Source organism: Actinoallomurus sp. NPDC052308 (assembly GCF_040679195.1).
GTDB lineage: Bacteria > Actinomycetota > Actinomycetes > Streptosporangiales > Streptosporangiaceae > Actinoallomurus > Actinoallomurus liliacearum.
This window is the reverse complement of sequence record NZ_JBFAUM010000018.1, coordinates 89,992-112,851: the sequence shown is the minus strand read 5'-3', so window position 1 is coordinate 112,851 and position 22,860 is coordinate 89,992. Positions and strand designations below refer to the sequence as shown.

General features: G+C 66.9%; 23 protein-coding genes and 3 pseudogenes. 15 read left to right on the top strand and 11 right to left on the bottom strand.

Annotated elements, in window-relative coordinates:
* Positions 1–370: pseudogene (locus tag AB0L00_RS32025) on the top strand (hypothetical protein); the annotation flags it as partial.
* Positions 371–385: 15 nt separating this feature from the next.
* Here AB0L00_RS32025 and AB0L00_RS32020 read toward each other — a convergent pair.
* Entirely contained in the window at positions 386–730 is a 345-nt protein-coding gene (locus AB0L00_RS32020) for a HEAT repeat domain-containing protein (protein WP_364440870.1), read from the bottom strand.
* A 792-nt stretch (positions 731–1,522) separates the two neighbouring features.
* Positions 1,523–1,870 (bottom strand): annotated as a pseudogene (locus AB0L00_RS32015) (ADP-ribosylation/crystallin J1); the annotation flags it as partial.
* 265 nt (positions 1,871–2,135) lie between these two features.
* Here AB0L00_RS32015 and AB0L00_RS32010 point away from each other — a divergent pair.
* A complete protein-coding gene (locus AB0L00_RS32010) occupies positions 2,136–2,492 on the top strand; it encodes a hypothetical protein (protein ID WP_364440798.1) in 357 nt (118 codons plus the stop codon).
* Positions 2,493–2,654: 162 nt separating this feature from the next.
* On the opposite strand, the gene AB0L00_RS32005 is transcribed toward AB0L00_RS32010, so the two are convergent.
* The 5 genes from AB0L00_RS32005 to AB0L00_RS31985 form a co-directional block, all read right to left on the bottom strand.
* A complete protein-coding gene (locus AB0L00_RS32005; RefSeq protein WP_364440797.1) occupies positions 2,655–5,837 on the bottom strand; it encodes a type I restriction endonuclease subunit R in 3,183 nt (1,060 codons plus the stop codon).
* The gene (locus AB0L00_RS32000; protein WP_364440796.1) at positions 5,834–7,027 is read right to left on the bottom strand and encodes a restriction endonuclease subunit S; all 1,194 of its coding nucleotides are present in this window, start codon (positions 7,025–7,027) and stop codon (positions 5,834–5,836) included. Before AB0L00_RS32000 ends, AB0L00_RS32005 begins: the two co-directional genes overlap by 4 nt.
* The gene (locus tag AB0L00_RS31995) at positions 7,020–8,630 is read right to left on the bottom strand and encodes a class I SAM-dependent DNA methyltransferase (protein WP_364440795.1); all 1,611 of its coding nucleotides are present in this window, start codon (positions 8,628–8,630) and stop codon (positions 7,020–7,022) included. The genes AB0L00_RS32000 and AB0L00_RS31995 overlap by 8 nt, the downstream gene beginning before the upstream one ends.
* Before the next feature lie 285 nt (positions 8,631–8,915).
* On the bottom strand, positions 8,916–9,098 hold the full coding sequence (locus tag AB0L00_RS31990; RefSeq protein WP_364440794.1) for a DUF397 domain-containing protein: 183 nt from the start codon (positions 9,096–9,098) through the stop codon (positions 8,916–8,918).
* The gene (locus tag AB0L00_RS31985) at positions 9,095–9,913 is read right to left on the bottom strand and encodes a helix-turn-helix transcriptional regulator (RefSeq protein ID WP_364440793.1); all 819 of its coding nucleotides are present in this window, start codon (positions 9,911–9,913) and stop codon (positions 9,095–9,097) included. Before AB0L00_RS31985 ends, AB0L00_RS31990 begins: the two co-directional genes overlap by 4 nt.
* Positions 9,914–10,030: 117 nt before the next feature.
* On the opposite strand from AB0L00_RS31985, the gene AB0L00_RS31980 reads away from it, so the two are divergent.
* The 9 genes from AB0L00_RS31980 (at position 10,031) to AB0L00_RS31940 (ending at position 15,559) form a co-directional block, all read left to right on the top strand.
* A complete protein-coding gene (locus tag AB0L00_RS31980) occupies positions 10,031–10,336 on the top strand; it encodes a hypothetical protein (protein WP_364440792.1) in 306 nt (101 codons plus the stop codon).
* Between the two features lie 2 nt (positions 10,337–10,338).
* Entirely contained in the window at positions 10,339–10,701 is a 363-nt protein-coding gene (locus AB0L00_RS31975) for a hypothetical protein (RefSeq protein ID WP_364440791.1), read from the top strand.
* A gap of 104 nt (positions 10,702–10,805) precedes the next feature.
* The gene (locus AB0L00_RS31970) at positions 10,806–11,021 is read left to right on the top strand and encodes a hypothetical protein (protein WP_364440790.1); all 216 of its coding nucleotides are present in this window, start codon (positions 10,806–10,808) and stop codon (positions 11,019–11,021) included.
* A complete protein-coding gene (locus AB0L00_RS31965) occupies positions 11,018–11,536 on the top strand; it encodes a DUF6879 family protein (protein WP_364440869.1) in 519 nt (172 codons plus the stop codon). The genes AB0L00_RS31970 and AB0L00_RS31965 overlap by 4 nt, the downstream gene beginning before the upstream one ends.
* Positions 11,537–11,546: 10 nt before the next feature.
* Positions 11,547–12,398, top strand: coding sequence for a helix-turn-helix transcriptional regulator (locus tag AB0L00_RS31960; RefSeq protein ID WP_364440789.1), 852 nt, complete (start codon positions 11,547–11,549; stop codon positions 12,396–12,398).
* 127 nt (positions 12,399–12,525) lie between these two features.
* The gene (locus tag AB0L00_RS31955) at positions 12,526–13,269 is read left to right on the top strand and encodes a hypothetical protein (RefSeq protein ID WP_364440788.1); all 744 of its coding nucleotides are present in this window, start codon (positions 12,526–12,528) and stop codon (positions 13,267–13,269) included.
* Between the two features lie 177 nt (positions 13,270–13,446).
* The gene (locus tag AB0L00_RS31950; protein ID WP_364440787.1) at positions 13,447–14,265 is read left to right on the top strand and encodes a hypothetical protein; all 819 of its coding nucleotides are present in this window, start codon (positions 13,447–13,449) and stop codon (positions 14,263–14,265) included.
* A complete protein-coding gene (locus tag AB0L00_RS31945; RefSeq protein WP_364440786.1) occupies positions 14,266–15,021 on the top strand; it encodes a class I SAM-dependent methyltransferase in 756 nt (251 codons plus the stop codon).
* Entirely contained in the window at positions 14,960–15,559 is a 600-nt protein-coding gene (locus AB0L00_RS31940) for an HAD domain-containing protein (protein ID WP_364440785.1), read from the top strand. Before AB0L00_RS31945 ends, AB0L00_RS31940 begins: the two co-directional genes overlap by 62 nt.
* Here the strand turns inward: AB0L00_RS31940 and AB0L00_RS31935 are convergent.
* A complete protein-coding gene (locus AB0L00_RS31935) occupies positions 15,556–17,643 on the bottom strand; it encodes a hypothetical protein (RefSeq protein ID WP_364440784.1) in 2,088 nt (695 codons plus the stop codon). The genes AB0L00_RS31940 and AB0L00_RS31935 overlap by 4 nt on opposite strands.
* Positions 17,644–17,727: 84 nt before the next feature.
* Complete coding sequence (rmuC, locus tag AB0L00_RS31930; protein WP_364440783.1) at positions 17,728–19,392, bottom strand: DNA recombination protein RmuC; 1,665 nt, start codon at positions 19,390–19,392, stop codon at positions 17,728–17,730.
* 197 nt (positions 19,393–19,589) lie between these two features.
* On the opposite strand from rmuC, the gene AB0L00_RS31925 reads away from it, so the two are divergent.
* The 4 genes and pseudogenes from AB0L00_RS31925 to AB0L00_RS31910 all read left to right on the top strand — a co-directional run.
* Positions 19,590–19,733 carry a hypothetical protein gene (locus tag AB0L00_RS31925; RefSeq protein ID WP_364440782.1) on the top strand — a complete coding sequence of 48 codons (144 nt, stop codon included), beginning with the start codon at positions 19,590–19,592 and terminating at the stop codon, positions 19,731–19,733.
* Positions 19,734–19,812: 79 nt separating this feature from the next.
* Positions 19,813–19,992, top strand: coding sequence for a DUF3073 family protein (locus AB0L00_RS31920; RefSeq protein WP_364440868.1), 180 nt, complete (start codon positions 19,813–19,815; stop codon positions 19,990–19,992).
* Entirely contained in the window at positions 19,992–20,339 is a 348-nt protein-coding gene (locus AB0L00_RS31915) for a metalloregulator ArsR/SmtB family transcription factor (RefSeq protein WP_364440781.1), read from the top strand. The genes AB0L00_RS31920 and AB0L00_RS31915 overlap by 1 nt, the downstream gene beginning before the upstream one ends.
* Before the next feature lie 2 nt (positions 20,340–20,341).
* Positions 20,342–20,792, top strand: a pseudogene (locus AB0L00_RS31910) (SulP family inorganic anion transporter); the annotation flags it as partial.
* Here the strand turns inward: AB0L00_RS31910 and AB0L00_RS31905 are convergent.
* Entirely contained in the window at positions 20,765–22,144 is a 1,380-nt protein-coding gene (locus AB0L00_RS31905) for a low temperature requirement protein A (RefSeq protein WP_364440867.1), read from the bottom strand. The pseudogene AB0L00_RS31910 and the gene AB0L00_RS31905 overlap by 28 nt on opposite strands.
* Entirely contained in the window at positions 22,144–22,836 is a 693-nt protein-coding gene (locus tag AB0L00_RS31900; protein ID WP_364440780.1) for an SDR family NAD(P)-dependent oxidoreductase, read from the bottom strand. The genes AB0L00_RS31905 and AB0L00_RS31900 overlap by 1 nt, the downstream gene beginning before the upstream one ends.
* Positions 22,837–22,860 lie beyond the last annotated feature (24 nt).

Here is a 22,860-nt window from a genome sequence, read left to right as displayed (position 1 = left end):
ACACCCGACCCCGCTCGCCACGATCACCGGCCACGCCGACAGCATCACCACCGTCGCCTTCAGCCCCGACGGACACACCCTCGCCACCGGCAGCAATGACCGCACCGCGCGACTGTGGAACGTCACCGACACCCGACACCCGACCCCGCTCGCCACGATCACCGGCCACGCCGACAGCATCACCACCGTCGCCTTCAGCCCCGACGGACACACCCTCGCCACCGGCAGCAGCGACGGCACCGCGCGACTGTGGAACCTGGACGCCGGAGACGTCGCCCGCCGGGTCTGCGCCCGTTCCTTCCCGGCCGTCACCGCGGAGGAGTGGGCGCAGCACTTCCCCGGCATCGCCTACACGCCACCCTGCCACTGACCGCCGGCCTCTCGGCTACTCCCAGAGCCGGGCGGTCGGCACGACGTCGGGCTCGGTGCGCAACGCCTTGCCCGCCGCCCGGACGACCACGGGAGCCGGGTCGGCCAGCATCGGGGCGATCCGCGCGAGAGACGCCCCCACGCGGCGGACGGCACGCACCGCCTCCGCCCGCACCCGAGGACTCGGGTGCTCCAGGAACGGCAGCAGCAGATCGATGTCCTGCCGGGTACCGCATTCACCGAGCCCGGCGACCAGCGTCCGAATCCGGCCCGCCGCCGGATTCGCGGCCAGGGCCTCGCGGTAGAGCACGGCGGGGTCACGCCCCTCACGGCGGACGGCCCACTGCGCGGTGGCGCGCATCATCGTCGGCCGGTCCGCCAGATACGCGGCACCGGCCTCGGGACGGCCGAGTCGCACCAGGGCCGTGAGCGCCTCGATCCGGACGTTCGCGCCGCCCTCCCGGAGCAACCGCTCCAGCACGTCGGGACGCTCGTCTCGTACGGCTTCGGCCACGACCCGCTCCGCGCACAGGGCGCGGCAGACCACGTCCCGCTCCCCCAGCGCGGCGCGCATGACCTCCTCGGATCGGGCCCGGCCCGACTCCAGCCACAGCCGGTACGCCCAGCGCCGCAGCCCGCGGTCGCGGTGAGCCCGAGCCGACGCCAGGACGTCCTCGGGAGCCGACCGCAGGGCCTCCGCCACGGCCTCCAGAGCATGGGAACCCCGCGCCCACGATCCCATCGCGACCGCGACGCTCGCGGCCGCCGGGAGCGCGGCGGTGTCCACAGCGGACAACGCCGCCTCCAGGGACCGGCGCGCCCGCTCGCGGACCTGCGGCACCCAGTCGGCGGTGCGCAGCACGAGGATGGGAAGCGGCAGCCTGCTCCACGCCGCGCTCGCGACCGCGGCCTCCCTCCGGTGCCCGTCTCCGGAGCAGGCCATGACGAGCGACGACAGGCGCGCGTCCCTCGGCGACGAGGACGCCGCCGTACCGCCGCCGTACCTCACCCCGGCCGTACGGAACGCCCGGTCGAGCCCGATCCAGGTCGTCGCGCTCGCGACCGACAGCACCGCCGTGACCTCGTCCGCGGGCTCGCGACCGATGGCGGCGTCGGCGACGCGAGCCGCCAGCGGCCCGTAACCGGGGACGTGGTACTCGCGGACGACCTGGATGGGACCGGCCAGGTGGGCGTTGAACTCCTCGAGTTCCTCCGCCGGAACCCACAGCTCCAGGATGGTCCGGCCGCCGGCCTGCCGGACCGGGTAGCGGCGCGCGAAGCCGGCGTCGACCTCGAAGCGCGTCACGAACCCGGCGCCCGACGCCGGGACGTTCCAGTCCCGGGCGATCTTGACCGCGTACGCCTCGTTCAGCACCGGATAGAAGATCGGCTGGTCGGGCAGCCGAGGCGGCCACGCCCGCCACCCGGACGCGCGCAGCAGCGCCAGCTCGGCGGGCCCGACCGGCCGCCACAACGTCAGGGTGGCCCGCTGTCCCGTCATCACTCACCGCTCTCCTGTCGCCGAGGTCCCAGTGTCACGACGCCCCGGAGCGTTCCACCACCGAATATCGGAGCTCAGACGAGTGGCGCCCGCTCGGGGCTCCCGGCCGAATTGATCGATTGATCGGGCATTGTTCCAGCCCCGCCGCCGACGCTTGGCACCGTCACGGGCCTTGCACAGGCTGATCGCAAGGCGCCGCCAGAGCGGCGTTTCCCGCGATCCGTCCAGGAGGACGAGCATGAGACATCACACGGCAGCCAAGGTCATGGCGACGGCGGTGCTGGCGGCAGCCGGCCTCGGCGGGGTCGCCACCTCCGCCGACGCGGCCCCGCGCGGGGTGGTCACTCCGATGACCAACATCGTCAGCTGCGACAACCCCGCCACCAAGGTCAGAATCACCGACGCTGGCGGCCGCACGACTTGTTTCTCCGGCACGGGATACACCGCCTACCGGATCAACAAGCTGGTGGACCTCGAAGCCACCGATTTCGGATGGGTGAAGTTGTACCCGAGCGGAACCACGGACGGCGCCATCTGGTCCTTCGGCCCCAACGATCCCATCCGTCTGTCCGGAGAACCCGGCTGGACCTACGACATGACCCAGATCTGCCTGCACTGCTGATTCCACGTCTGTGGGCCGCCGCGTCGGGAGGCGCACCCGATCGCGAAGGCGGTGCCCCGCGGCAGTGATGAACAGACTGCCGCGAAGGGGCGGGCAGGAGAGATCAAGGTCTCTCCTCCCCGCCCCCCGGTCATGTGTGCCGTCCTCTTGCCCCACGGCCGCCTATCCGTCGCCTCCGGGAGCCCACTCGTCCGCGAAGGTCTCCAACTGCCGGATGACCTTGTCGATGGCGTCCTTCTCCTCGTCCGGCGGATAACCGTGGATCGCCAGCAGGCGTTTGATGGTGGAGCGGAGTTTGGCCTGGACGTCGTCGCGCGCGGTCCAGTCGGTCGAGAGGTTGCGGCGGACGGCCTTGACCAGGTCCCGGGCGATGTCCGCCAGCTTCCCCTCCCCCATCAGGGCCTTGACGGAGTCCTTGGCCGCGACGGCGTCGTAGAAGGCGAGCTCGTTCTCATCCAGCTCCGGCGAGAACCGCTTGCCGCGGTCGGCGTCCGCGGCCACCTCCTTGGCCATCGCGACCAGCTCCGCGATGATCTCTGCCGCAGTGAGGTTCTGGTTCGTGTACTTGCGCATCAACGCCACCAGCCGGTCGGAGAAACTCTCCTGGCGGACGATGTTGTGCCGGGTGACCTTGCGCATCTCCTGCTGGACCAGCCGGCGCAGCGCCTCGATCGCCAGGGCGGGGTTCTTGGCCTGTTGCATCCGCGCGATGTACGCGTCGTCGAGGTGCGACAGGTCCGGCCGTTCGAGCCCGGCGGCGGAGAACAGGTCGGTCACGTCACCGGCCTCGATCGCACCGGCGGTGAGCTGCTTGAGGTACAGCTCCACCTCGGCGGGGATCGGCCGGCCCTCGGCCCGCCGCTCGGCGGCGTCGAACTTGGCCACCCACACTCGTACGTCGCGGAAGAACGCGATGTCGTCCCGGAGGTCGTTCAGCTCGCCGCTGCTGGCGCACAGTGCGTAGAACCGCGCCAGCCGCGCGGCCTGGATACTGAACCGCTCCTTGAGCGTGAGCTCCTCCGGGTCATCGGGCTGGTTGAGCGGGTTCTGCGGGTCGCGCAGGTAGTTGGTCGCGCCCGCCAAGGTGTCCCGGTACGCGTGGGGGCCCTTGGACCGAAGGTTCTCCCGCCATGGATAGCCGGCCAGCAGGATGTTGCCGAGGACGTCCACGAGGTCGCGGACCTTGGCCAGCGCGTCATCCAGGTCCCGGCCCATCGGCTTGGACCGCTGGTCGCTGGTGGTGTACTCGGCGAGGGCCGCGAGCAGGTTCTCGTGCAGCGGGGCGTACCCCACCATGAGTCCGTCCTGCTTATTGCGGAACGTACGGTTGACGCGGGCGAGGGTCTGCATGAGCTGCGCGCCGCGCATCGAGCGGTCGAGGTAGAGCGTATGCAGCGGCGGGGCGTCGAAGCCGGTGAGCAGCATGTCCTTGACGATGATGAGTTCGAGCTCATCATCGGCGTTCTTCATCCGCCGCTCGACGGTCTTGCGCTCGGACGGTCGCAGCCGGTGCTTGAGGATTTCCTCGGAGTCGCCGTTCGTGATGCTGTAGATGACCTTGATCTTGCCCTTGTCGACGGCGTCCGCGTGCCAGTCCGGCTTTATGGCGATAATTTGCTCGTACAGCCTGGCGCAGATCTCCCGCGTGCTGCACACGATCATCGCTTTGCCGGGCGCGCCGATAAACTCCTTCATCGTCTCCGAGCGAGCCGCCCAGTGCTCAACGATGTCAGCGGCCAGCTTCTTCAGCCGGTTCGGCGCGCCGTACGCCGCGGTTAGGACGGTGGCGGCCTGCTCGACCCGCCGACGTTCCGAGTCATCCAAACCCTCAGCGGCCTTATCGGCCTGCTCATCGAGCTTCTCCGGGTCGGCCCCATTCGGCAGGCTGAGCGATATGATACGGCTCTCGTAATACACCGGGACGGTTGCACCGTCCTCGACAGCGCGGGTGAGATCATAGGTATGAATGTCACCGCCGAACACCTGTCGCGTGTCGCGCTCGGCCTCGGAGATCGGCGTGCCGGTAAAAGCGATCATCGTGGCGTACGGAAGAGCGTCGCGCAGGTGCCGCGCGTACCCGTTGAGGCTGTCGTAGTGGCTGCGGTGCGCCTCGTCGACGATCACGATGATGTTTCGTCGGTCCGACAGCAGCGGATGGGCGGTCCCGGAGTCCCGCTCCGCGCGGGTCCGACTGAACTTCTGCAGCGTGGTGAAGTAGATCCCGCCCGTGCGGCGGTTGGTCAGCTCGGTCCGCAACTGGTCCCGGCTCGTCACCGGCACAGGCTTTTCCGGCAGCAGCTCGCTGGCGTTGAACCCGTCGAAGAGCTGGTCGTCCAGGTCCGTACGGTCCGTGATGACGACGATGGTCGGGTTGCCGAGCGCCGGGTGCTTGAGCACCTGGTTGGCATACAGCTCCATCTCCATCGACTTGCCGGATCCCTGCGTGTGCCAGACGACACCGGCCTTGCCGTTGCTGCGCACGGCCTCAACGGTCTTGTCGATGGCCTTGGCCACCGCAAAGTACTGGTGCGGCTTGGCGATACGTTTCGACACGCCCTCATCCAACTGGGAGAAGGCCACGTAGCCGTCGAGGAACTCGATGAACCGCCGCTGCTCGAACAGGCCATTGAGGGCGAGCGGCAGCTCCATCTCGGGCCACGTCGCCGCCGGCTGCTTCACCGGCTCACCGGCCTCGTCGACGTTCCAGGGCGCGAAGTGGTTGTACGGGGTGAACGCGGTGCCGTATCGGGCCTGGATGCCGTCGGAGGCGACGCAGACGACGTTGCAGCGGAACGCCTGCCATACGTCCCGGACGTACGCCATGAGCTGGGCGTGCGCGGTCTCGGGCGTGGCATGCTCGTCACCGGCCTTCTTCAACTCGAAGACCGCCAGCGGCAGGCCGTTGACGTAGAGGACGATGTCGAAGCGCCGCCGGGTGTCGCCGTCGACGATCGTCACCTGCCGAACCGCGAGGAAGTCGTTGCCGTATGGGTCAGACCGGTCGATCAGGTAGATGGTCGGGTTCTGCTCCGCGCCGTACTCGTCGAGGTAGCTTTTGCGCACGCCCTTGGTCAGATACTCGTGGATGCGACGATTCTCACTCCGGACGTCCTGTGACTCTGGCGACAGGATCAGGTCCATGACCTCGTCGGCCGTGGCCGTCGGCAGGCCCGGATTGTTCCGTACGATCGCATGCCTCAGCCTGTCCGGGATGATCAACTCGACCCAAGACTCCCGCTCGCCCGAGCCAGGAGCGACCTGCTTCCCCTCACGCGGCTCCCAGCCGAGTTCGGCCAGGATCTCCAGAACGTCGTGCTCCAATTCCCCTTCGCTGTACCTGGTCACGTGGCCTCCTCAACGGCCCTCTCCGCGTCCCGGATCTTCATCTCGCCCGACATCAACTTCGGCAGCATTGCGTCTCGCAACTCCGCAAGTACACGAGACTCTTTGGCAGCATGAAGCGCCCTGTCAATTAGCGGAGAAGCCTCAGAATCGAATTTTCCGATCCGGTCAGCTGGAGGCTGAACAATCGGCAATCCCTTAACTGCCAGTGAATTCAAGCCAGGAATTGCGACACCCGTTCCCCGCCTCCTCATTTCGTCCATCAGGTAGCCCGAAGACAGCCAAAAATAACCGAATGCTTGCGTAAAAGGACGCTTAAGCCTAATTCTATATACATGCTCATTGATGCATACTTCAGAGAAAGGAAAACCATCGCCAAACAAAGCCACGTGAGGCTCGAACGAACCAGGCCGCCCGCCATCCTTATAAAGAAGGATATCGTGACTCTCGAGCTTGCCACGCTTCATTCTAGAGTAGAAATCAGATGGAACGTACTTGACCTTGGAATAATCGAATCTTGCTAGACCGACGATGCTTTCGGCGCCAACGCTAGGTACACCCGACTTATACCGCGCAACTCCTCCACGCGGGCGCATGCCCGTCTCGAAAGAAGACATCGCATCTTCGAGCTTAATTTGTCGCCACCCACACGGAAGATGGGAGCCTACCGTGAGCACATCAATCGCTTCGCGGAAAAAACCCAGAAAGAGGGCAGCACCTAGTTCGTCTATGGTCTCCACAAGGCGACTATTAATGGCAACTTTGTCATCAAGCGCTCCCAGGAGTGCCGCTATAGATATCTGTTCATCCAACGAGGGAATACTTAGTGGTATTTGCTTGATGTAGTTCCGGTTCAACATCGGCTGCGCAGCACCGGAGTTGTATCCAGAAAAGTCGATCTGGTCCAGGACGTAGTATACGAACCGGGGATCGTTACCGTGGAAATCTGTCACAAAAAGCGAGGTGTTAAGAGGCCAGAAATCCTCGGTCGAGTAGGTTGCCTGCCCCATCGAAGCACCAGCACGACCGATTACGACGCCGGGACCCTTGACCATTGCAGTGTCATGCCAGCCTGATCGGCCACCAGCCCCGATGACGGGGACGTTGCCCGGTACGCGCTTCGGTGTAGCTAGGTCATAACCCCGCTGAAGGCTAATGAATTCATCCATAACGATGCGTCGCCATTCAGACATCGAAGCGCTCCATTTGAGTGCGGATTACCCGTTCGAGACGAGCCGACTCATCGAACTGAATAAAAAGTTCTTTGGTGAGACGGTCGATCTTGTCGGCCACGGGCTCGTCGTCACCGAAACCCTCGCTAGCTGCCCCAACATAGCGGCCAGGAGTAAGAATATGGCCATTCTCGCTAATTTCACCTCGAGTGGCCGAGTAGCAAAAGCCAGGCTCGTCGGCGTACGTTAGACGAGCGTCACGGGCGCTCGTCGTGCCGCGCCATGCGTGGTACGAACTTGCAATCTTAGCAATGTCCGCCTCTGTCAAGATCCGCTCTGTACGGTCCACCATGGTGCCCATATTGCGAGCGTCGATGAAGAGCACCTCGCCTTGGCGATCGGTGTGCCCACCGCGTGAGCTTTTGTCTTTGACGAAGAACCACAGGCAAGCAGGGATCTGGGCCGTACGGAAGAGCTGGGACGGTAGTGCAACCATGCATGCAACAAGGTCCGCTTCTACCAGTGCGGCGCGGATCTCCCCTTCACCTGACTGATTGGACGCCATCGAGCCATTAGCCATAACCACGCCAGCGCTGCCGTGGATACCGAGCTTGGAGATAATATGTTGTATCCAGGCAAAGTTGGCGTTTCCCGTCGGGGGTGTACCGAAACGCCACCGAGCGTCGTCCGTCTTGCGATACCAATCCGAAATATTAAAAGGCGGATTGGCAAGCACGAAGTCGGCCTTGAGGTCAGGATGCCTGTCTTCATAGAAGGTGTCAGCCCACCTGGTCGACAGGTCGCCATTAATGCCGTGGATGGCCAAGTTCATCTTGGCTAGCCGCCAAGTCCGCTCGTTGAGCTCTTGGCCGTAAACGGCGATGTCGTCGCGGCGACCTCGGTGGCTGAGTACGAACTTCTCCGCCTGCACGAACATGCCGCCCGAACCGCAGCACGGGTCGTACACGCGCCCCTTGTAAGGCTCGAGGATCTCGACGAGCACCTTCACAACGCTGGCGGGGGTGTAAAACTCGCCACCACGCTTACCTTCGGCGCGTGCGAACTTTTCCAAGAAGTACTCGTAGACCTCGCCGAGCACATCGCGGGCGGACTTGCCATCATGACCCGTAAAGCGGGCGTCGCTGATCAAATCGACCAGTTCGCTGAGGCGACGCTGATCGACGTTGTCCCGGTTGAAGATCTTGGGCAGGACGCCGGTCAGCGATGGATTGGCCTTCATGACGGCGTCCATCGCGCCATCGATCAGCTCGCCGATCGCAGCGGACTTCGCCTGGGCGGCCAACTCAGGCCAGCGCGCCCCCTCAGGAACCCAGAAGACACCCTCGCGCTCGTACTCATCCTGATCGTCGACGAACGTCTCGTGCCGACCCTCGGGCACGCCCTCGGCCGTCAACTCCTCGCGGATCTGGCGACGCCGCTCCTCAAACGCGTCGGAGACGTACTTGAGGAAGACCAGGCCGAGGACGAAGTCCTTGTACTGCGCGGCGTCCATGGAGCCGCGGAGCTTGTCGGCGGACTTCCAGAGGATCTCCTTGAGGTCCGCCATCGACGTCATGCCGGGCAGCTCGCCCTGGCCGGCGGCGGTCTTCTTCCGTGGCGGCATCGCTCTCCTCGTCGGTACGGCGCAGGATCCAACTGACGACCTGTGCGTGGAGGACTCTAGGCCATCTCTTTGACGTAGAGCAGCAAGTCCACTGGTAAGGAGGGTTACCAGTAGCTCTGGGTCAATGCTGAGGCAGGTGACCTCGGGGCCGGATACAACCGTGACTTCGGTAGTGGGAGCCCGCTCGATACTGAGGAAGACCGTGAGACAGCGCGGACGCGGACCGCCTGCTCCGCGGTCCGTCTCCGAGGCGGTGGGTGCCCGGGGTCTCGACCATGCGTTTCCCTACAGGGCAGCCTCGCTCACGGTGATTGCTGGGGATGTGACGGCCACCTCGACACACTGGCCGCCCGTGTCGCCGCTGCGGATGCTCTTTCGCCACAGCGCGGCAACCTCGACACAGGCACCGCCCGTGTCGGTGCTACGACTGCTCTTGCGCCAGAGGGCCGTCAGGTCCGAAGCCGTCATAGGTTCTCCCAACCTTCGCGAAGTAGCGCTAGGGAGTCATCTGCGGACATAGCCGCACTCCTGATCAAGTTGAAGCGTAGTTCATAGGCCCGTACTTTGTCGGGCCGATCGATCACCTGATCTTCCACGTGGCCCTCGATATACGCGTAGTCAGTCCCATCCTCCAGACGCAGGAGGATGAAAGCACCCGGCAGGCCCGCGTATGTGCCGGTTTGACTTGATACGAGCTGAATGCTGATGTTGGGGCTCTCGGCGAGCTCGAGCAAACGCCGTATCTGCTCTTTACGGATTTTGAGATCGCCGATCGGACGGCGGAGAGCCCACTCATCGAGGACGAGGACGATTTCAGGGGCGTTTTCGCTGGCAAGGATTTGCTGGCGCTCCAGGCGTGTGGCGACGAGTCTCTCCACCGCCTCGGGCCTTCGACCCACCTTGAGCACCTCACAGGCGTACTCCGGCGTCTGGAAGAGTCCCGTGATAACCATGGGCTCGAAGATGTACATGATCGTCGCTTTGGCCTCCAGCTCGACGAAGCCGGAGAAGCCGGGCGGTAGCTCGGCGTGCTTGCCGGCGCGGCGGATCTCCAGCCACATGCGGTGGAAGGTCTCGGGGGTCTTGAAGTAGGTGTCGAGGTCTTCGGAGGTCGCCTCCGACGGCGCGCGCAGGGCGGTCTCGAGCTTTTCGATCCACTGCGGGGTGCAGCCGAGGGCCTCGGCCAAGGCGGCGCGGGAGAGTTTCGCGGCTTCGCGGTGACCGCGCAGGACCGCGCCGAACGCTCGGACGAGGGGGTCTCGGGTGAGGGCGCCGTTGGTCATGGTGAGTCCTCCGGGAGGCGAGTCCGACATCGGGTGATGCCTGTCTGTAGCCCAAAAGTAACTCAACGTGTGAGCCTGGTCACTGGAAAACGGTAGGCGATTAAAAGGGAATAAGTCGTGAAACCGTACACAGCGGAAGACATTTACGCGTACGCGAAGTGGCTGACCCAGGAATGCCAGGCCGCCGGCCTGAACGCCGAGCAGTACGGGGCGGAGATCCTCATCCACGGGGCGAGCAATCACCTCAGCGAGCGAATCATCTGCAAACCGGATGACCAGAACAACATCCGGTGGCACTGGTCGTGGGGCGTCCCCATCGGCCACCTCAACGACTCGTCCCGGCTCCTCTCGGTCGACGACATCGGCGACCTGCTCCGGGTGATCAGCAAGGTCGTCTGTGTTCCGCTCCGGCGAGGAATGTGACGATGACGCCCGAAGAACAGCTCATGCGCTCGCTGCCGGCCCTGCGGGCGCTGGTCGACTCGCTGACCGCCCACCCGCCGTCCGAGGCCAGGGAACTGCTGCGGCTGGACTTCCTCGTCCGCAAGTACCCGGCCGCCGCGCGGATGAGCCTGCAGCGCCGGCAGCGGACGCACCCCGACCTGCCGGTGCCGCCGCCGGGATGGTCACCGGTGCTGGACACCGGCGGCCTGCCGCTCTGGCAGTGGGTCGGCGGCCAGGTCTGCGTCGCCACCGGCGATACCGACCAACTCCGCTACCTCGCCGTCGCCCTGCGGCGGTTCGACGAGATGACCGCCGAAGAGTTCCAGGCCTACCTCCGCCGCTGACGGAACAGGCTTGGCAGAGCCGGACGGCGGCCGAATGCCTTGACGCTTCCCGGCTCGCGATTCATGATGCGAGAAAGTTCTCGAACATTCGAGGAGACGGCCAGATGCGGCTGAGATTTCTCGGGACCGACTCGCAGGTCGGCCAGTGTCCGACGTTGTACGCCACCGATCGCGACACTTACGTCGTTCAGGGCTGGAAGGTCACCGACCCGGAGGCACTCGCGGACCTGCGCGATGTGCTGGACGGCGAGACCTTCGTCGAGATCCCCAAGGCCCTGCTGCGGTTCGCGGCCAACGACGAACCGGAGGAGGACCGCTGAGCCTGCTCGTCGGGGAGGAGTTCGACCGGCTGTTCACCTCATTCGAGCACACGGCCTTCCGGCTGGAGGTCCGCGACCGGTACGACTCGTCCTATGAGAACGAGTCGCTGCGGCGGTTTCTCGCCGACGAGCCGGACGACCTGCCGTGGATGCAGGACTGGCTCGCCATGATCAGGGCCGCCACCGCAGCAGGCCGGCGTTTCTCTCGAGTGCGCGTGGTGAGCCGCCCCCTGACCGATTACAGCCGGTTCGGCGTGTGGTGTTCCCAGTTCACGGGCGGCGCGGGAGAAGATATCCGCTACCTGGTACGCGACATGGCCAAGTCGGTCGGTATCCCGAACCACGACTACTGGTTGTTCGACTCCAGCAAACTGGTGCGCATGCACTTCGATGACGCAGACCGTTTCATCGGCGCTGAGATCATCGACGACCCGGCCGTGGTGGTGCGCCACTGCTTCTGGCGTGACGCCGCCTGGCACTACGCGGTGCGACGGGATGAGTTTGCCGCAGCATAAGGACATCGGCGTGACCAGCGTGCAGGAGGCACGCCGTGCGCTGGGCCTGCGTCTTCGTGAGTTGCGTCAGGGCGCCCGGCTGACCGGGAAGCAGCTTGCAGAGCTGCTTGACTGGCCCGCTTCGAAGGTCTCGAAGCTGGAGAACGGACGGCAGACTCCGACCGACGACGACCTGCTGTCGTGGGCCGAGGCGGCCGGTGCGCAGCAGGAAGTCGCGGAACTGCTGGCTGCTCTTCACACGCTCGAGGTTCAGCACGCCGAATGGCGGCGCCAACTCAAGACAGGCCTTCGGGCACACCAGGCCGAACTAGCCGATCTCGACGAGAAGACACGCCGATTCCGCGCGTTCGAGCCGATGGTCGTACCCGGCCTGCTACAGACCGCCGAATACGCGCGTGCCCGCCTCGCCGAGGGCGCCCGAGTCTTCATGGTCCCTGACGACCTCGACGCCGCCGTACGAGCGCGAGTGCAGCGTCAGGAGATCCTCTACCGGCGGGACAAGACCTTTCACTTCATCTTGACCGAGGCGGCGCTACGCCTCCGCCTGTGCGCGGTCGACGTGATGCTCGCCCAGCTTGACCGCTTGGTGGCGCTGTCAGCCCTGCGCAACGTCAAGCTCGGCATCATCCCCTTCGAGGTCCGCTACGCGGTAGCACCTTGGCACGGATTCTGGTTGCTCAACGACGAGCGGGTGATGGTGGAGACCTACTCGGCGGAGCTGAACCTGGCTCAACCCCAGGAGATCGCTCTTTACGCCCGCATCTTCGATCAGCTCGCGACCACGGCCGACTATGGCGCCGAGGCCCGGGCGATCCTCACCCGCGTGATCGACGACCTGGCGAGCGAGCAGGACGCCGAGTAGCTCACATTTCTCTACTCGACGCAGCGAAGGCGAGTTTCGAGAAATAGAGCGAAACTTTCTTCCTTGTTGATGGGCTCGGTCGTACGCTCCCGGCGAAGCCATCAGGTCGTCCGGGAAAGGACACGACGTGACGATCACAACCGGCACCATCACCGCCGCCCTCCCCACGGCATTCGACCCTCGCTGGAACCGCCTGCCCGGCATCGAGGTCGACGGGCACCGCATCAGCATCGACCCGGCCCGGTACTTCTTCCGTTTCGAATCGCACACCTGGCTCCTCACCGACTGGGAGCTGGTCAAGACCCGGCTCCTGCCCGTGGAGGAGACGACCGAGAGCGCGATCGAACAGGTCGTCCTCGACTTCGTCAAATCCCACGGCAGCCCGACCGGAGACGCGGCCCGGGTGCTGAGGACCGCACACGAGGTCTACGCCTACCTCTTCCGCGACGAGCACCTGAAGGGACTCGGCCTCCCGGGCTTCACCGCCGAACACCTGCGGATGCTCCGCGAGGCCGCCACCCTGATGGCGCTCAACAAAGTCGAAGTCGACGGGCACATCTCCAACGTGGGCCCATGCTGGTTCTTCCCTGCCGCAACCTCGGTCGTCTTCGACCTGGACGACGTCACGGGCGGCATGCTCGACGAGGTCTACCACGGCGGCTGGTTCAACGAGCACCGGCGCATCGAGTCCATCAAGGCGCACGCCGCCCTCGGTGGCCGGCTGGTACACGGCTGCCAGTCGGTTCCGGACCAATCCGGCGGCGTCGTGGCGCCGTACGGCGCGTCCATGTCGACCTTCCGGCGAGAGCTGTCCGGAATGAAGGCCGAGTGGATCGCCCAGGTCTACGCCCGTCGCGCGACCAGAGCCTGACGAACCCGCACGATCGGCGGCCGGTAGGAGCTCCCCCGGCCTGGGCCGGCCGCCGCGCCCATCCATTGAACGGAGCACCGCACCGTGGACACCGCTCGCAGCGACGACCTGCTCGCCGGACTATGTCGGGCCGCCGGGCTTCCCGTCCCGCCAAGAGAGCCGATACGAGTCTGGTCCATGTCCGGCGTGGAGCGTCTCCGGTTCCCCGACGGCACCTCGCTCGTCTTCAAGTACGCCACCGAGCCATTCACCCGGGAAGGCCAGGTGCTCCTGCTCGCTGCCCGGTATGGCATCCCAGTGCCGCAAGTGATCGCCTCCACCGTGAAGGACGGTCACCTCGGCATGCTGCTGGAAGACCTCGGCACCCCGCTTCGCGAAGCCGACGACCACGATGGCGTCACCGCGGCCGTCATCGTGCACCAGGCTAGAGCCGCCGTCGAACTCCCCGCACTCGATGAGGAGGCACTGCGACGTCTGCCCGACCGTGCCCTGGAACACCTCAGCCGGCTACGAGACGCCGGACGATGGCAGGACACGAACGTCATCGAGGACGCACTGGTCCGGATCGCCGGAGCCGCCGAGCATCGCGCGAGGGGTGCCGATATCGAGCCGTACGGTTGGGTGCATTCGGAATTCCACCCCACGAGCATCCATGTCGGCCGGCGAGGCCGTCACCTGCTCGATTTCGCCCGTGCGTTCACCGGCCCGGGACTACTCGACCTGGCCAGTTGGTACGGCACGGTGGATCCTCCGGACCCGGCCCGCCTGCGGCGGCTCATCGAGGCCTATGTCCACGCGGGCGGCCACCACGACGCCCTGGCGCAACGGGCCGGACTGCCCGCCGAAGCATGGGGGCTCGGCTGGCACCGGGTCTGGGTGGTCGAGTGGTTCATGGAACAGTCCGTCCGCTGGGTCAACGATCCCGCGACCGATCCCGCGTACGTGAAGACCGTACAAAGGCACCTGAACGACGCGACGCGGCTGCTGGAGCCGTAGATGCGGCACACGCTGTCTCCTTGGCAGGCCCACGCTCGTCAGCGCATCGCCGTCGGCTTGCCCGGTCCCGTACCCGCCCCGGACACGATGCGCTGGACTCAGCGTCCAGGCTCCGGACCAGGCGCGGAGATCCTCGGCGATGTTCGCGACAAGGACGTCCTGGAGCTTGGCTGCGGTGCCGGGCATAACCTCGCTCACCTCGCCGCTCACCGCTGCGCGTTCGCGATCGGCGTCGACCAGGCCGGTCTGCAGATTCGTCGCGCCCGCACGTACTACGGTCACATCGCCAACATGGCGTTCATCGCCCAAGATGCCCTGGCATATCTCCGGACCTGCCCCGCGACGTTCGATGTCGTCTATTCGGTGTTCGGTGCCATCGGCTTGGCCCCGCCCACACCGCTCTTACGGGAGACCACCGCAGTCCTCAAGGGAGGCGGCCTGGTCGCGTTCTCCGTACCACACCCGCGACGCCATGGCCGACGCCCGGCCAACAGGGCGGTACTCCAACACATCACCCTGCCCGATGGCCTCCGCGCCTCTGTCCTGCGCTGGGAGCTGACCGTAGAACGCTGGCTCCGGTCTCTGAACGCGGCCGGGCTCGTACCCACCGGCGTACGCGAGATCTTCCCGCCCGGAGGCGGTCCGTGGCCGACCACCCTCCTCATCACCGCACAGGCTCTGACGGGAGACGCCCGTGAACCCACCCCACCTGCTACTGGACATCGACGGCGTCCTGATACCGTTCCCCGCCGATGACGGCAGCACTCCAGCCGACCACGTACATCACCAGGTCGTCCCCACCGGACGGAGCTCCGAGGACCCCGTAGCAGTCTGGCTCAATCCACTCCACGGTCGAATGATCAACGACGTCATCACAACCCGGCTGCTGAGACCTGTGTGGTGTACCAGCTGGCGCCAGGACGCGCCCGAACTGATCGGACGTCTCCTCGGCCTTCCGCCCTTCCCTTACCTTGGGCTGCCCCGTCCGATCATCACCACGAGCCACCCCAACGGCTACCTCTGGAAGCGTGATCACGTTGACGCCTGGCTGGGCGGTGCTCCAGCCGTCTGGATCGACGACGACTTCACCTCCCTGGATCACGAGTGGGCCGCCCAGCGCACCACGGCCGTAGCCCCGACGCTGCTCATACAGCCGGACTCGTACGTCGGGCTGCTTCCCGAACATCTACTGGTGGCACTGACGTGGGCGGCGACGTTGCCCGACACTCGTGGTGCCGTAACACGCTCTGCGGTGGCGAAACCCACGAACCGGGCACGAGACCGCGACTCCTAAGAACGGCGCCCGGGATCGGCGAGCGTCAAGGTGCCGTCGGACAGGCCGCTCGTGGCGATGCGGCGCAGTTCGTCGAGCGCGTCGATCTCCTTCCGGGCCAGGCGGTGGCGTTCGTCGAGTTCGCGCAGCAGCCGATCGAATCTTGCGAGTTCGTCCGCGCCGAGCAGCGGCAGCCGTACCTCTTCGAGGCGCTGGACCGGGCGGACCGCCCCGTCGACCCGGCCGGAGCGCGCGAGGAGTGCGGCCAGGACCCGTGGGGTGAACTGCTCCTTGCCGCGTTCGGTCAGCCGCAGGATGCGTGCGGGAAACTCGATGACCGCGTAGCCATCGTGGTCGACCAGTACGGCGGGCTCGGGCGCGTCGGTGATGATCACATCACCCGGCAGGCTCCGCTGGGCGTTGGGATAGGCCGACTCGAACGCGATCCGGTCGACGCGCCTACTGCCGACCGTGGACCGGCCCAGGACCTCCGGCGAGCCGATGACCGTGTAGGACGACGCCCGGGAGGCAGGGCCGTCGTCAGGCCCGATGAGCGCTGAGGAGACCCTGGTGCCCTTGCGGAGAGAAAGCCGGTTGGTGCGGTTCCGAGCGCCCTGGACGAGTTGGCCGATGGTCGCCGTACGGGGTGGAGTCGGGTTGCGGCGGGTGGCGAGGTCGCTGTGCAGCGCCGGCCGGTCCGGCCGTGTCTCCCGCAGCACGCGCTCCAGCTCAAGTGCCCTGGCGACCCGTTCGGGGATCTCCGTGGCGAACTCGTGCTCGGCCGGCAGGTATCGGGGAGTAAGCGGGAGCGGTGACCGTACGACATCGCGGATTAACGTCGAGACGGCGTAGGTGCGGCTGTGCGCATCGGGGTCGAATCCCTCCTGCCGCCAGGTGAGCACGTCCATCGCCAGTCCCTCGATGACGTCCGCGGTGAGCTCGCGGTCGGAGACGTCAGCGAGCAGGACTCGGCCCCGGAGAGGTGAGTCGTAGTCGATGCCGAGCACCCACAACGCGACCTCGTAGCCGGGACGGTAGGGAACCAGCCCGCCGGGCAGCCGGATGACCGCCTTGACCGCGCCGGAGGCCAGCAGCTCGCTACGGATCATTCCGGCCTCATCGGCCGGATCCAGCCCGCCGATGGTGTCCACCGGCGCGAGGATCACCGCGGTCGCGCCGGGAACGAGCCGCAACGAGATGTCGTTGAGAGTCTCGATCATCTCCCCGGGCGAGCGGTCCTCGCCGGGGCGGTAGGGGTACTGACCGATGATGACGTTCGCGCCCTCCAGGGCGCCGGCCGGATCGGAGCGGACGTCGAAGCCGTCCTCCTGCAGGTCACGAACGGTCAGCCGCCGCCGAATCAGCCTGGCGACGTACGGGTCCGGGCAGCACGCGGTGACCTGTGCCTCCTGGTCGTCCCGGAGGGCGTCGGCCACGGCGAGGAGGAGGTCTCCGGGGCCGGCGTTGAAGTCGATGATCCTGGCGGTCCCGTCGCGGTCGGCCTGCTGGATGGCGTCGGTGAGTCTGCAGACCAGCCGGACGAGCGCCGGGTCAAGGCGGTCCACGGACAGTTCGGACGCGCTCAGCCGGTCACGGACCTCCATCACCCGCTCGAAGGCGCCCCACGTGCCCCAGGCCGCCTCGACCAGCTCGTCCACGATTCCCGGCAGCCGCCGGACTTGGAGATCCATGACCTCTGAGAGCAGGAGCCGGTCCTCGGGGTCGACGTCGCGCGCGCGTTCACGGAGACGCAGAGTCAGGCCGGGCGTCCCGTCGTCGAGAGGATCGTCGCCCGTGAGGTGGCGTAGGCAGATCAGTGCGGTGAGCGAGGCGACGAGCGTACGGGGTGGCATCTGGTCGGAGAGCCGACCGAGCGTGTAGAGCCGCAGGTCACCTTCGACCTTGCTGCGCTCTACACGCCGGGTGTCCACAAGCCAGTCCAGAATCTGCCGGGAGTCGAACAACGGACGGGCCTGGTCCTCCACGGGTTCGGGGAAGGACTTATGCCGGCGTCGCCAGTTGCTGACGACGGGTCGCTGCACCCCCGCGAGCTCCGCGATCTCCGTCATCGACATCAGGGGCGCGGCGTCATGGGAAGCCGTCATGCCAAGGTCTCCCTTTGCCGTCGCACGACCCGGAACTCTAGATCACCGCGCAAAGCCGGACCAGCCGTTTGGAGCATGGGCTTGTCAGGCGATCTCCGTGTCCGCCTCGGCTTCCGCCGCGGGCAGGGCGCGGACGGTGCGCTCCGCCTCAGCCGAGGCGAGCAGCTCGGCGCCGCCCATCGGGCGTACGGACTGTTCAACCGACTTCGGCGACTTCAGCTCCCCCTCGACCACCTTGAGGGCCTGGAACCTGCGCGCCGTCACCAGCACCCGGCTCTCCAGCGAACCGATCGCCTTGTTGTACGCACTGACCGATCGGTCGAGACTGCCGCCCAGGGCGCTGAGGTGACCGCCCATTGTCGCGAGGCGCTCGTACAGCTCCCGACCCAGCTCGTACACCTGCCGCAGGTTGTCCTGCAGCGCGGCCTGCGTCCAGGCGAACGCGACCGTGCGCAACATCATGATCAGGTTGGTCGGTCCCGCGATGAGAACCCGCTTGCCCACGGCGTACTCAAGGAGCTGCGGATCACGCTCCAGCGCCGGCTGGAGCAACGACTCTCCCGGCAGGTACATCACGACGAAGTCCGGGCTTCCGGCGATCCTCCGGAAGTACTCCTTGCCGGCGAGCAGATCGACGTGCTTGCGGAGCTGCTTGGCGTGCTCCATCCAGCAGCGCTCGCGCTCCGCATCGTCGGTCGCCTCGGTGGCGGCCAGGAACGCGGCCAGAGACACCTTGGCGTCGACCACCACATGCTTGCCGTCGGTCAGATGCACCACCATGTCCGGGCGGAGCTGTCCGTCGTCGCCGTCGACGGTCACCTGGGTGTCGAAGTCGCAATGCTCCTGCATTCCGGCGAGCTCGACCGACCGCCGCAGGTGCATCTCGCCCCAGGCTCCGCGCACCTGCGGCCGGCGCAGCGCCTCGACCAGCGACCGGGTCTGCTCGCGGCCCTCCGCGATGTCCTTGACGAGGTGGGTGATCTGCTCCTTGAGCTGAGTATCCGCCGTGGCACGCTGGACATCGAACTGCCGCAGCCGCTCGTCGAGCCGATCGAGGCGCTCTCCCACCGCCGTGGTGGTCGCGCTGAGCTTCCCGTCCGCCGTGGTGAGCAGCTTCTCCTGGGAAGCGACGAGCATCTGCTCCGCCAGGGCCTGGAACTGCTCGACCTGCAGCCGGTTGTTCTCCTCGCGGGACTGGTCCAGCTCCTTGCGAGCCGCCTCGACGGCGACGATCTGTTCACGCAGGGTCTGCTCCTGCGCCTGAAGCGCGGCCACCTGCTCCTTGCACTCCGCCAGGTCCTGCCGATGCTGCTCGCCGAGAGCGCTCAGCTCCGCGACCCGCCGCTCGGAGATCTGCAGGTCGCGGCCGAGGGTCTCCTTGTCCTTCCGCTCGGCGGCGACCGTGGCGTGAAGCCGATCGACCTCGGCGGTCGCGGCGCTCATCTTCTCCCGGACGGTGGCCAGTTCCGCATCGAGCCTGGTCACCTGTTCGGCCTGGCCGCGCAGTTCTGTCAGCTGCTGCACCTGCCCCTTCTCCAGGCGGTCGGCGCGCTCTTTCAGCTGGTCGCGCTCTTCGCGCAGGTCGTCGGCCTGCCCGCGCGTCTGGTGAGCGATCTCCTCGGCGACCTTCAGATCCCCCTTCAGCCGGCCGTACTCAGCGCCGTTCCGGCTCCGAGCGAGCACGTAGCCCAATACGCCGGAGACGAGACCGGACAGGAGTGCAGTAATGACGAAATGAAGTGCATGCAACGTTGAGACCTCCCGGGAAGTGCCACCGGCCGGGGTGGGCCGGCGGGAAGGGTGTGATCGCTGTGACGGACCGACCCTCGCGAAGCCACGTCAGTCACAGCGGTTCTGACCATAGACCGGAATAAGTCGGCAGCACTTTACAAATACTGATAACCCCTGATATCAGTACTCTCTTTGCGAACTGACTGATGGTCAATGTGAACGGCATCGCCGAGATGAAGCGCGACTACGGCCATGTCACCGCCAGCTCCGGGGTGCGCCCGCCTCGCCCGGCTGAACGCGGGCCGAACAAGGTCATGGCGCTGGGCGGGATCGCGTTCTCCACCACGCTGAGGAAATGAAGAATTATTCAATTGCTAACATGCTCACTTGGTGAAGGCGTGCGGGCCGTACGCGGTCCCGGTGGAGGAGGTCGAGCGGGTGGGTCGTGGGAGAGCGAAGGCGAAGCAGGCGAAGGTCGCGCGCAGGCTGAAGTACGGCGGCGCGGGCACCGACCTCGATCGCTTGCGGCGGGAGCTGGGCGCCGACGCGTCCGTCGCCGAGGAGAACGAGCGGGCCGAGGCCGGGCGGGCCGGCGCGGACGACGCGGAGACCGAGTGATGCCGGTCCCGCTCTACCAGGCCAAGGCCGAACTCTTCAAGACGCTGGGTCACCCGGTGCGCATCCGGGTCCTGGAGCTGTTGTGCGAAGGGCCCACACCGGTCCGGGACCTGCTGGCCGCGATCGAGGTGGAGGCGTCCAACCTGTCCCAGCAGCTCGCGGTGCTGCGCCGGGCCGGGATCGTGACCGCCCGCCGGGAGGGCTCGACCGTCGTGTACGAGCTGGCCGGTGGTGACGTGTCGGACCTGATGCGCGCGGCTCGGCGCATCCTCACCGACCTGCTCGCCGGCCAGGGTGAGCTGCTCGCCGAGCTGAAGGGCGAACCGGCCGCGGGGACGACGTCGTGAGCATGCCCCTGACCCTGCGCCGTCTGGGCGGCCTGCTTCCCGGCCAGCTCGACTGGGCGCCCGCCCGGCCGTGACCTGCTGGCCGGGCTGATCGTGGCGGTGGTCGCGCTGCCGCTCGCCCTGGCGTTCGGCGTCAGCTCCGGGCTGGGCGCCCAGGCCGGGCTGGTCACCGCGATCGTCGCCGGCACCACGGCCGCCGTGTTCGGCGGCAGTAACCTGCAGGTCTCCGGTCCGACCGGGGCGATGACGGTCGTGCTGGTGCCGATCGTCGGCCGGTACGGCACCAGCGGCGTGCCCATGGTCGGGCTGATGGCCGGATTCGTGCTGATGATCCTCGCGGCGCTGCGGGCGGGCCGGTTCGCCGGGTTGCTGCCCACGCCGGTCATCGAGGGCTTCACCGCCGGGATCGCGGTGGTGATCGCGCTTCAGCAGGTGCCCGCCGCGCTCGGGGTGACCGGCGTGCACGCCGACAAGGTTGCCACGGCCAGCGCGGACGGCAGCAGCGCGGCGTCACCGTGCTCATCTCGGGGATCAAGCCGGGGCACGACCAGACTCTCGCCGCCCTCGGCGTCGCGGACCACCTCCGCCGCGACGGCCTGATCTTCCCGGACACACCGGCGGCGATCGCGCACGCCCGCACGCTCCTCCGCCGGGAGGCGGCCGGACCGGTCCGTCTCCTTGGCCATGATGACGGCGAGCAGGACGACGACGAGGAGCCCGCCGACCGCCAATGCCGGCAGCGGGGTTCCGAAGAACCCGATGGCCACGCACGCGAGCGCTCCGGCGACGAGGCGGTGGCTGACGGCGCCTGTCACCCGTAGCCGGAGGGTGGCCTGGGCGAGGAGGTAGGTGGCGGGGCCACTGACAACCGCGGTCATCTGCGCGGACGCCAGTTCCTCGGTCGAGTGGGCGATGACCAGCTCGTCACCGACCGCCGTCAGGATGATGCCGGCGATGATCAGGACGTGCCCGTAGGTGTAGACATCACGGGCCACCTGGGTGCGGCTCGCCGCTTCGGTGAGCGCGTGTTCGGCGAGCTCGCGGATCGAGGTGAAGTACGACCACCATAACGCCGCCGTTCCTAGGAACGCGCCGCCGAAGGCCGTCACGGTGGTCGCGTCGAGGTCGAGGCCGGCGGTGGTCGCACCCGTCAGGACGATCGTCTCCCCCAGGGCGATGATGACGAACAGGCCGAATCGCTCGGCGAAGTGGCCGACGGCGACCTGCCAGGTCTCCCCGGCCGGCCGGGGCCGGCCGGGGATCTGGAAGAGGACCAGCGGCGCGCCGTAGTCGAGTGCGAGCGCGACGAACCACAGCGCCACCCGCGCCTCGCCGTCCGCGATGCCGCCGGCGATCCAGAACACGCCCGCGGCGATGAACCAGATGAGAATCCGGCCGGCCCGCTCACGCTCGATCGTGCCCGACGCGGCCGCCACGAAGGTCAGGAACACGTGACGGCCGACCTGGATCGTGACGTAGGCGCCGGCGAACAGCAGTCCCTCGTCACCGAACGCACCGGGGATGGCGATGGCCATGAGCAGGCTCGCGAGCATCAACGCGATCAGGAGCACGCGTACGGTGGTGGAGTCCGGGTCGAGCTCGTTGGTGGCCCAGGTGGTGTAGTTCCACGACCACCAGACCGCGAGCAGGACCATCATCGCCTCGCCTGCGCCCGCCCAGGTCAGATTCCCCAGCAGCACGTGGGAGACCTGGGTGATGGCGAAGACGAAGACGAGGTCGTAGAACAACTCCGGCGTCGCCGTCCGCCGACCCTCGGCGCCGGCACCGCGTCGGACCTGCGGCATCACCACGGGAGCACACCGGCGCGGTCGGTCACCGTGCCGGTGGGCGTATCAGGCCCGAGGGTGGCGATGCGCACCGCGGCCTCGGCGCCTTCCTCGACGCTGTGCCCGATGTGGCCGGTGAACTCGGTCGCGGTCTGGCCGGGGTCGACCGCGTTGAAGCGGACGTCGGGGATCGTCTTGGCGTACTGCATGGTCAGCATGGTGACCGCGCTCTTGGATGAGCCGTACGCGGCGAGCGGATACTGCGACTCGACGCGCTCCGGGTCGTGGGTCAGCGTGAACGACCCGAGTCCGCTGGTGACGTTGATGACGGACGGAGCGGTCGCCGCTCGCAGGAGCGGCAGGAAGGCGTGCGTGACGCGTACGAGGCCGAAGACGTTGGTCTCGTAGACGTGGCGGATCTGGTCGGCCGTCATGTCCTCGGGTGCGGTGACCTCACCCAGGATCCCGGCGTTGTTGATGAGGATGTCCAGGTGGCCGGCCTGCGCGCGCAGCGTCTCGACCGCCGCGTCGACCGACGCGTCGTCGGTCACGTCCAGCTGGACGAACTCGGCGCCGAGCCGGTCGGCGGCCTTGCGGCCGTTCTCCGCGTCCCGGGCTCCGATCCAGACCGTCTGGCCTGCCTCGATGAGCCGGCGTGCCACCTCGTGGCCGAGACCCCGATTGCCACCCGTGATCAATGTGGTCGTCATGTTTCTCTCTCCTGATGTGCCGTC

Coding starts and splice junctions, on each gene's coding strand:
- AB0L00_RS32020 (WP_364440870.1), bottom strand. CDS start 730: ATGCGCGCCACCGCGCAGTGGGCCGTCCGCCGTGAGGGGCGTGACCCC.
- AB0L00_RS32010 (WP_364440798.1), top strand. CDS start 2,136: ATGGCGACGGCGGTGCTGGCGGCAGCCGGCCTCGGCGGGGTCGCCACC.
- AB0L00_RS32000 (WP_364440796.1), bottom strand. CDS start 7,027: ATGTCTGAATGGCGACGCATCGTTATGGATGAATTCATTAGCCTTCAG.
- AB0L00_RS31995 (WP_364440795.1), bottom strand. CDS start 8,630: ATGCCGCCACGGAAGAAGACCGCCGCCGGCCAGGGCGAGCTGCCCGGC.
- AB0L00_RS31990 (WP_364440794.1), bottom strand. CDS start 9,098: ATGACGGCTTCGGACCTGACGGCCCTCTGGCGCAAGAGCAGTCGTAGC.
- AB0L00_RS31985 (WP_364440793.1), bottom strand. CDS start 9,913: ATGACCAACGGCGCCCTCACCCGAGACCCCCTCGTCCGAGCGTTCGGC.
- AB0L00_RS31975 (WP_364440791.1), top strand. CDS start 10,339: ATGACGCCCGAAGAACAGCTCATGCGCTCGCTGCCGGCCCTGCGGGCG.
- AB0L00_RS31970 (WP_364440790.1), top strand. CDS start 10,806: ATGCGGCTGAGATTTCTCGGGACCGACTCGCAGGTCGGCCAGTGTCCG.
- AB0L00_RS31950 (WP_364440787.1), top strand. CDS start 13,447: ATGTCCGGCGTGGAGCGTCTCCGGTTCCCCGACGGCACCTCGCTCGTC.
- AB0L00_RS31945 (WP_364440786.1), top strand. CDS start 14,266: ATGCGGCACACGCTGTCTCCTTGGCAGGCCCACGCTCGTCAGCGCATC.
- AB0L00_RS31935 (WP_364440784.1), bottom strand. CDS start 17,643: ATGACGGCTTCCCATGACGCCGCGCCCCTGATGTCGATGACGGAGATC.
- AB0L00_RS31915 (WP_364440781.1), top strand. CDS start 19,992: ATGCCGGTCCCGCTCTACCAGGCCAAGGCCGAACTCTTCAAGACGCTG.
- AB0L00_RS31905 (WP_364440867.1), bottom strand. CDS start 22,144: ATGCCGCAGGTCCGACGCGGTGCCGGCGCCGAGGGTCGGCGGACGGCG.
- AB0L00_RS31900 (WP_364440780.1), bottom strand. CDS start 22,836: ATGACGACCACATTGATCACGGGTGGCAATCGGGGTCTCGGCCACGAG.